This window comes from Nostoc sp. FACHB-190 (assembly GCF_014696905.1).
GTDB lineage: Bacteria > Cyanobacteriota > Cyanobacteriia > Cyanobacteriales > Nostocaceae > Nostoc_B.
Genome location: NZ_JACJQW010000091.1, coordinates 1 through 6,995, shown reverse-complemented (window position 1 = coordinate 6,995; position 6,995 = coordinate 1). Strand labels below are relative to the sequence as shown.

The 6,995-nt window shown below is 39.4% G+C and carries 6 protein-coding genes; 3 read left to right on the top strand and 3 right to left on the bottom strand.

Annotation, left to right across the window (positions count from 1 at the left end; genetic code table 11):
• Nucleotides 1-315: 315 nt before the first annotated feature.
• Entirely contained in the window at nt 316-1,158 is an 843-nt protein-coding gene (locus tag H6G28_RS35905; protein ID WP_190678083.1) for a hypothetical protein, read from the top strand.
• A gap of 566 nt (nt 1,159-1,724) precedes the next feature.
• Here H6G28_RS35905 and H6G28_RS35900 read toward each other — a convergent pair.
• Both H6G28_RS35900 and H6G28_RS35895 read right to left on the bottom strand, forming a co-directional pair.
• Entirely contained in the window at nt 1,725-4,184 is a 2,460-nt protein-coding gene (locus H6G28_RS35900; RefSeq protein WP_190678080.1) for a relaxase/mobilization nuclease domain-containing protein, read from the bottom strand.
• A 4-nt stretch (nt 4,185-4,188) separates the two neighbouring features.
• Nucleotides 4,189-4,617, bottom strand: a complete 429-nt coding sequence (locus H6G28_RS35895) for a plasmid mobilization protein (protein WP_190678076.1) — start codon at nt 4,615-4,617, stop codon at nt 4,189-4,191.
• A gap of 512 nt (nt 4,618-5,129) precedes the next feature.
• Here H6G28_RS35895 and H6G28_RS35890 point away from each other — a divergent pair.
• Both H6G28_RS35890 and H6G28_RS35885 read left to right on the top strand, forming a co-directional pair.
• A complete protein-coding gene (locus H6G28_RS35890) occupies nt 5,130-5,621 on the top strand; it encodes a hypothetical protein (protein ID WP_190678073.1) in 492 nt (163 codons plus the stop codon).
• 37 nt (nt 5,622-5,658) lie between these two features.
• Nucleotides 5,659-6,501: a methyltransferase domain-containing protein gene (locus H6G28_RS35885; RefSeq protein WP_190678070.1), complete on the top strand. Its 843-nt coding sequence runs from the start codon at nt 5,659-5,661 to the stop codon at nt 6,499-6,501.
• A 71-nt stretch (nt 6,502-6,572) separates the two neighbouring features.
• Here the strand turns inward: H6G28_RS35885 and H6G28_RS36615 are convergent.
• Nucleotides 6,573-6,995 (bottom strand): hypothetical protein (locus H6G28_RS36615; protein ID WP_206758280.1); only part of this gene is annotated, 423 nt, incomplete at its 5' end.

Below are 6,995 nucleotides of genomic sequence, written 5' to 3'. Positions count from 1 at the left end.
GGTAATAATGGTTCAATAATTAGCCACTCTTCATCTGTTAAACTGCTTAAATACATAAGTGACAAAACATACTGTTATTTTATCAGTATACTAGATCCCAAATGGGTTCTATACGCCTTATGTGAGATGGGGTAGCAAAAAAGAAAGGGAAACCACAAGATAAAGGTAACGACTAGTAAATCTAAATTAGCTTTACATATTAATGATACATAAATATATGCATATGCCATAGAATATTTTTATATTAATGATATGTAACAAAATATAATATTTTTTTATATTTTTAAATGACATTGTCTAATTTAGGAGGCTGAGATGACTAAAGAGCAATTAAGATGTGATGAAAGTAGCTTTGATCAAAGCGTCATTTTAATTAAACCAGACGGATATAATTCAGAAATTATCCGCACCTATATTTATGAACTAATCCAGGAATTTCAATTAGAAGAAGTGCTTAGTTACTCCCTAAAACTACAGCATAATGATGTACTAGACATTTGGCCAAAATTTGGTTGCAATAAATATTTAATAAGCCAGGAATTTAGCTTTCTGTATATGACATCTGGCTTATCAGAAGTAATTATTGTAACTAGCGATAATGTTGAACAAAAGTGTAGTCGTATCAAAAGTAAAGTACGGAGTCGTTTTGGTACAGGAAAGTTTTGTAATTGTATCCATACACCTGTAGGAAAAATAGAAACCATATCAAATTTAAATAAATTTTTATATTCAGTACCAAATGGAGAAGCCTTCTCACGTTATATGGATGAAAGTGAGTCTCCTGGAATATGGGGACGGCTTGCGAAAATATCCCCAGATTACCTTCGAGAAACAGCTAAGATAGTATGGAATCGTAAAGAAGTTGGGGGATGGGAAGCATTAAAAAGAAGCAGAAATCTTGCCAAATTTGCAGTTCGTCTGCTTCCTGGTGATCCTCATTCAATTGACTATGGTATGTCAGTTCTATACGAAACAATATTAGATTGGTCAGTAGAGGAAACTTTCTGCGCTTATCTTGAGGCTGAAGCTTTTGGATACTCAACAATAGCTGAGGGTGAGCATATAACTATGCAAAGTTTATCAAATACTATTAGCAGCCAAGGACTTTTTACGGAGGTAAGTATTAGCAATTATTTAGAACAAGCTAAAATTCAATAGTTAGGAATTTCAGAGAGAAAAAGATATTTTCGTGTAATTGAATTGTTAGGTATCCCCAAAGAATAGTATTTATTAACTTTAGTTACAATTATTCCCCTAAAAAACAGGAGCTTATGCTTGAATCTCATAGTCTGAAACCCTTTTAAACAAAGGTTTATAGGCGAAAATTTTCGTTTTCTACCCCAAAGTATTATCTATTCTTTGGGGTAGAAAACAGGCAAAAAATGATCCTGACATTGCAAGTATCTCCCACTGGCGATCGCCCCATCAGGTCAAACGCTTTAACCCCCTGCTGGATAAGACTTTAGAATAAAAATTCGCCTCTAAACACTAGCAGTTTTTTAAACTATACGGTTTAGTTTGCACTCAGTGTCAGCGACGCTATATCTACCCCTTCACCCATTACCTATGCCTCTATGCTCACCTGAAATTTCTGCTCCCCAATCCCAGTAAATTGCCTCTTCTTAATGTTTATTGAATGAAAAATATGTCAGCAATATACCTTTCATATTCTGCCATATTTCATTGGGTATCGTTGGTTTGTTCAATTTATTCATCTGGTCAGGCTAACGGGACATTCCTTTACTTGGTTTTATTGATTGTTGCTGTTGTTTTATTATTGATTGCAATAGCCGCTCGGCATCATGCCAAAATGTTATATCTTCTGTTCCTAATTTTCCCACATTAATTGCTGAATACTCAAGCTCACCCGACTGATTTCTGTTGACTTTCAGGCGAAAGATTTCACCGCGTTCATCATGGGTAAATACTAATTCTTTTCCTTGTTTTGAGAGTGTTGCACGTTTAAATCTCAAGCTATTCTCACCATTTTCTTTGAACTGCCAGTTGATTAATTCCACGGCAACAGGTACAGCTATAGCTAAATATTCCGACTGTAACTGCTGTTTATCGTCGAGTTGCTGTTGTGATTGAGAGTGTCTGGATGCCAGTTTATTTTGAGCGATTAGCACTAATGCTTTAGCTTCATCATTAGTCCATCCGGCAGGACTAGCTAGGAGAATTTCTTTTATATCTTGGACTGGTTTATTATCTAGTAATGCCCTTGTAGCAATTTCTTTGTCTCGGTCAGTCACTAATAGATTTTGCAGGTCTGCACTGTAATAGTTGTATAACTTGGCTCTTAGCTCCTCTTTTAGCTTTGGTTTAGGAGGGGTTAAGGTCTGAGTTTCACTCGGTAATAACTTTGGCAGTTGATTGAATTTTTCTACTATTTGGGATAGTGGTTTAATGATTGTATCTGACTGAGATTCAGAAAGCTCTTTGAGTACAGGCAGTAATTTCACCAGTGCAGACTCAATAGTTGACTGTTCAATAAACTCAGCTATCGCGTTGATTGCTTTCTGCGATAGTTCGTGTTTTTCAGCTTGATTTACTGCTGTTTTTAGTTCCTCAAAAGTGGTGGTAATTTTAGCTGATTCCTGCTGATACTTCTCAAGCTCTTTAATTACAGATGGTAATGCTTCCTCTAGAACCGACTCAATAGTTGACTGTTCAATAAACTCAGCTATTGCGTTGATTGCTTTCTGAGATAGTTGGTGTTTGTCTGCTTGAGTTAATGCTACTTGTAGTTGGTTAAAAGTGGCGGAAACTTCGGCTAAAGATTGCTGATATTGGTCAAGTGACTGGTTCACAGATGGTAATGCTTCAGCTAAAACTGACTCAACAGATGAAGAGTCTATAAAATCAACTATTGCGTTGATAGCCTTCTGTGATAGTCGGTCTTTTTCTACTTGATTTATTACTGCTGTTAGGTCGTTTAAAGTAGCGGTAATTTCGGCTAAAGAGTGTTGATATTGCTCAAGTGACTGGCTGACTGATGGTAATGCTTCATCTAGAACTGACTCAACAGATGAAGAGTCTATAAACTCAGCGATTGCGTTGATAGCTTTCTGTGATAACTGACGCTTTTCTGATTGTTCTACTAATGGTGGAGCAACGCTCTCCGGCTGATATACCTCTGATGATGCCGGATAAATCTGGGGATTAATTTCAGCTATAACTGGATAATTAGCAGCAGATATAGTAGATATTATCTGCTGATTATTAGGTTGATTATTTACAGATTCTAAGAATTTATTTAAGCGTTTAATCTCGTTATCGTCCCTTTGGGGGTCGTAGCTTATCCCTAATTCTGTCTGTAGTTTGGCGAAAGAACACTTATATTTATTGAGATTACCTCCCTGTTTCCAAAGTAGTCGGGGCGAACCATCTTCATTAACTGAGCCGACATCAATACCAAACTTAATGCCTCTGACTCCGCCTTGACTGTAATAACTCACGATGGCTTTGACTTGATGCTCTGACCATAATCGCTCAATAAATTCTGGCATCTTTGGTTTATTCACTGCCACTTTTTCAATCGCTCGGCGCATTATTTCTTCGCCTGGAAGCCCATCACGCTCTACTCGTTCTAATTGATTGCGAGTCATGGCTTTACGTTTACTCTCCCAGCTACTCTGCACTGGTGTGAGGTTAAATTCTCGCTCTAATAGTCGGGCTGAGTGTTCTGAGTAAGCGTAATTATTCCAGGTGCGGATTGATTTACCGTCTAGGTTATTAACTCTGGATGCAACAATGTGGGTGTGGTCGTGTTTTTTGTCTGAGTGTCGGGCTATAAAAAAGTCATAGGCTGGTAATTCTGTTTCTATAAATTCATCAACTAGCTGGTTTAGTTTGGTGTCAGATATCCTTTTATCAGGTTGTTTGACTTGGGCTTCTTCTCCTTTTAGCCGTGATAGCACAATGACATTTGCAAAGTGACGTTGAGAAAGATTAGCTAATTCGTCATCATTTAAATCTCTGTCAGTTTTCGGTACACTGAGCATGAGGTGATAACAGGGGTCTTTTAGTTGGGGGTTAAGGTGGGCTGATAGGGTGAATTGTTCTACTAATTTATCGGTGGTTATCCCGTACATATTCCCGCCAATAATCTGGGCTTTCTCTTTTTCTAGTACGTATTTAGTAGTGCCGCGAAATGATTTATTGGCTTTGATTTTGGTAATCATTTCGCTAATCCTCTTCTGCTATTGGTTGAGATAAGCTGGCGTGAGTTTGTTCTAATAGGGCAGTTAATTCTTTGATTGTTTGCAGGTATTCCTTTACTTCACGGGTGAGAGGTTGGCTACCAATTTTTACTGTTTCGTTGATGGCTCTGGTTTGTTGGTTGAGGTTGTTACCAATTTTTTTTAGTTCGTAGATTGTTTGTCTGTTGACTTCAGGGATAGTCAGTTTTGGTTGGGGTAAAGGGTAATCAAATAATCTCGCTCTTATATAGTCACTTTGCACCACTCCATTGCACCGTTGTTCTAGCCTAGTTTTTTCAGCAGTGCTTACCCTAAAGGTAATGGTTATTTCTCGCTTTGTATCTGCCTCTACTGTCCGATTATTTAATGCGTCTGCTAGTTGGTTACTTAAATTGGTGCGGGGGTCTGTTTGCATAACTAGGCATTTATCTATCTGAATTTTTCTTTTTTAACCGGGTGATTCGCTGTAGCTGCTATGGCACGAAGTGCCGAGCAGGTAGGCGAATCACCCGGAACTTTTGGACTGATTTACCCCTTGACAATACCTGTATAAAGGGGGTTTGGGGGACACCCCCAACAAGCAATGAACGCCTCTTTTACCGCAGGTAAAAGCAGCGCGGAGCGCGTTAAGGCGTATTGCTTGCCTATGGCTCCCCCGTCGGGGGAGCCATAGGCAAGCCTGGGCGGAGTCCAACTTACTTAGCGAACCGAGTCTGCGCCACTCATGAGGCAAATAGGACGCGAGTGCTGTTGTGATTAGGGTGTTACACCAGAATCATTACAGCGTGATAACAGGTCTTTTTAACCGGGTCTACTGTTCTTACGAAATAACCTTTTTTTGTTGTTCCGGCTCACATCGACAAGAATCTTAAAGTTTCTGTGTCTAGCTCTTTTTTACAATGAAGAAATTTGTTACTAGTGCTGACTATGCCCCGCAAACCCAAAGCTGTTCCTTTATCTAAGGTAGAAGATATCCAATCTAGTCTCAAACAGAAAGCTGCTTCTCCTAAAACTATCAGTCTGGATGAGTTAGTCAAAACTTTGGCTCAACCTATTCAGGATATGTTGGACGCTGGTTATGATTATTCGGACGTTGCTGAGGTATTCCAGGGGCATGGGATTGAACTAGCGGCCAGTGGAATTAAGAATTTTCATAAAAAAGCTTTGACAGCAGTTGCTCATAAATCAGGTGATAATTCTCTTGAGTCATCTGATGAATCGACCTCACAAGAGATTGCTGATGGTGATGGTTCGTCTAGTTCATTGCCCTCTACAACTGAACAATCTGATGATTCAAAAAATAAAACTACTAAGAGAAAGAAAACAACAGCTAAGGAGTCAGAGGAGAAACCAGAACATCCTAGCTACCCAAACAGGTTAACTTTTGTGCCGAAAATTTACAGTGATGATGAAATATAAACAGCTAACTATTTCAGACAAGGAGTAGGTGCAATTAATGATTAACCGAGAAGAGGCACTAGCAAAAACAAAAACAATTTTTAATACTGCCTCTGATTATTTTGATGCTCCGGCTTTATCTTTCTGGAATCGTTTTGGTCGAAAAACCATTGAGCGGCTCTCATTGAATCAGGGCGATTTCGTATTGGATGTTTGTTGTGGAACTGGTGCTTCTGCAATGACAGCAGCAGTATGTGTAGGCTCTAATGGTCGAGTTTTAGGGATAGATATTGCTGAATCTCTGCTGGAACTGGCGCGTCATAAGTCACAACTTCAAGGTCTTGATAATATCGAGTTTCGCTCTGGGGATTTTGAGAATTTAGGTTTAACATCTTCAAGCTTTGACGCGGTTGTTTGTGTTTTCGGGATTTTCTTTGTTCCTGATATGGTGGCAGCAGTTCAAGAACTTTGGCGGATGGTTCGCCCTGGTGGAAAACTAGCGATTACCTCTTGGGGAAAGAAGGTTTTTGAACCGGGTAATCACATATTCTGGGATGGGATTAAGGCTGAACGCCCGGATTTATATCGGAGTTTTACACCGTGGGATAGGATTGCAGATCCGGCTTCGCTGCAAGCACTACTAGAAGCAGGTGGCGCGACAAAGGTTGAGGTTTTTGAAGAACTAGGCACTCATGAACTGACTAGCGCAGAAGATTGGTGGACAATCGTTTTGGGTGGGGGATTCAGGGGTACAATCGACCAACTTGAGCCTACCGCACGAGAACGTGTTCGACAAGCAAATTTAGAATATCTGCGGACTAATAACGTTCATTCACTGTCAGTAGATGTCTTGTATGCCATAGCGCAAAAATTAGAGGAATCAGGGAATGAGTCAAATTAAAGACGACAATGAACAGCACTGCAATTAAATATTGAGTGTCTATATTAATTCAATAATTTCTAGGGTTGATTTCACATTCCATCTACTGGTATAAGTTCAGAAATGTCATGCAAAATGACAGCATTGTTAGTTAAGTTATGGCATCTAGCTCTATTGTCTAGTGTCAAGCTCTGAACCTGGAATTGGTCGTCAACTCCAACAACTGTCACAACACAGCCAATTAGTTTAATAGCAATAGATTTGGGTTCAAGTTGGTTTGGATCTCCCAGAGTATTTTTAGTATTAAAAGGCATACCAGATCCAGACAATTCACCATGATTCGGAAGTTGTTCGCGTCGTGTGGCACGTCTCTCTAAAACGGACATTAGGCTATGCCATACTTCAGCATCAAGTCGGCAGACTTTGATTTTCTGCTTTTCAAAACCCGGCTCAAACCTCGACCAACGAAATGCAATTTTAATTCCGAACTGCGAGAGCAGCTGATGTACAACCTG